Source organism: Leptospira ognonensis, assembly GCF_004770745.1.
In the GTDB taxonomy this organism is placed as follows: domain Bacteria; phylum Spirochaetota; class Leptospiria; order Leptospirales; family Leptospiraceae; genus Leptospira_A; species Leptospira_A ognonensis.
Genome location: NZ_RQGD01000021.1, coordinates 1 through 1,553 on the forward strand (window position 1 = coordinate 1; position 1,553 = coordinate 1,553).

General features: G+C 35.6%; 3 protein-coding genes. All 3 read left to right on the top strand.

Annotation, left to right across the window (positions count from 1 at the left end):
- The coding region (locus tag EHQ58_RS18705) for a hypothetical protein (protein WP_167883549.1) at positions 1-473 on the top strand (473 nt) is incomplete at its 5' end.
- Between the two features lie 271 nt (positions 474-744).
- Positions 745-999: a CopG family ribbon-helix-helix protein gene (locus tag EHQ58_RS05950; protein ID WP_135622970.1), complete on the top strand. Its 255-nt coding sequence runs from the start codon at positions 745-747 to the stop codon at positions 997-999.
- Complete coding sequence (locus EHQ58_RS05955) at positions 999-1,415, top strand: putative toxin-antitoxin system toxin component, PIN family (RefSeq protein WP_135622969.1); 417 nt, start codon at positions 999-1,001, stop codon at positions 1,413-1,415. Before EHQ58_RS05950 ends, EHQ58_RS05955 begins: the two co-directional genes overlap by 1 nt.
- The last annotated feature ends 138 nt before the right edge of the window (positions 1,416-1,553 follow it).

Sequence of the window (1,553 nt, forward strand, 5' to 3'; positions counted from 1 at the left end):
TAAGTATTTTATTTAACAGTGGAAAACTTACAGATAACTATGCTGCATTTATTATAGAGAATTGCAATGAACAAATTTGCCTCTATTTATTCAATTATTTAACATTGTATCCGGAATTATTCAACGAAGAAGTTATAGTTGAAGCATATCAGAAAAGAAAAATAGAAAAACGAGGAATATTACAAAGTATTCTGACTGGAGCCATTAACCCTAAATTCGCATTTTCGTCGAAGAAAAAACTAATCGAATATTTCATCAATTCGGAAGACAAAATTGATGAAATTTTTAATTTAATTTCATTATATCTAATCAAAATAGAAAGCGATATGCCATCTTTAGAAGAACTATTTAAGTCAATTGCTAAATCTAGTAAAATGAAAGAAATTCTAGATAAACTAATTCCGTATTTAAAGATCAGGAAATGGCAAAGAATTGACGTAATTCAAGGAATAATACCAGAATATTTTCTATAATTACCACGTCGTATAACTGCCGCTAACCACTTCGCTTCGGCACAAGGCCTCGCTCGGTCTGCGACACATAGGCTTCTGGCACTCCCCTTGCTTGCGCAAGTGTCGTTCCAGTCCCTAACGTCCCGTTCCGGGACTCAGGGCCAGCCTACGTCGGTTAGCTTGTTCGTTATGCGACATTGCGGGGGAAGACGCCGCGTCCGTGCGGCGGTTTATATTTCTTTATATATTCTGGTGTAGAATTCCCTTGACTTATATACAATGATTGTATATCATTGACTTTGTAAATCAAACTGTAAATATTTCGTTCGAAAAAGCTCTTTTAAAAGAAATTGATAAAATTGCAAAAAAAGAACATAGATCGAGATCTGAGTTAATTCGGGAAGCTGCGAGGTCTTATATTGAAAAAAAATCTAGATGGGAGAGTATCTTTACATTCGCAGATAAAGTTACCTCTAAAAGTAAATTTTCAGAAAAAGACATTTTCGATGAGATTAGCCAAGTTAGAAGTAAACGAAAAGCTTCTTAATGCTTCGCATTCTATTAGATACTAATATTTATGTCTCAGCTATTCTATTCAAAGGAAAACCAAGACTAGTCCTGCAGGAACTCGTTGACGAAAGAGTTTTAGCTTTTATCTCAAACGAAATTCTTAAAGAATTGGAAGATACGCTTTCTAAACCTAAGTTCAAATTAAACAATGATTTCGTTCAGCTAGTTTTATCTGAAATTAGAGATATTACAAAATTGATTAGTATTTCTCCTCTCAATAGTTATTTAGAATTAAGAGATAGAAATGATTATCATATCCTTGAGACAGCCTACTCTGCCAAAGTTGATTTCCTAGTTACTGGAGACAAAGATATTTTATCTCTAAAAAGTATAACTGATTTTAAGATTGTCCCACCGGAAGAATTTTTAAGAATTAAAGAGGAAGATAAATAAGAGGGTCTGCGACTTCCGTGTCGCAAATTCCCGCAACGTCGCATAACTGCGGCTGACACGCTACGCTCGGGACTGTCGCCCTCGCTCGGCCTAAAGGCACATTGTCCTCCGTCACGCTTCTTGCTCTGCAAGAAGACG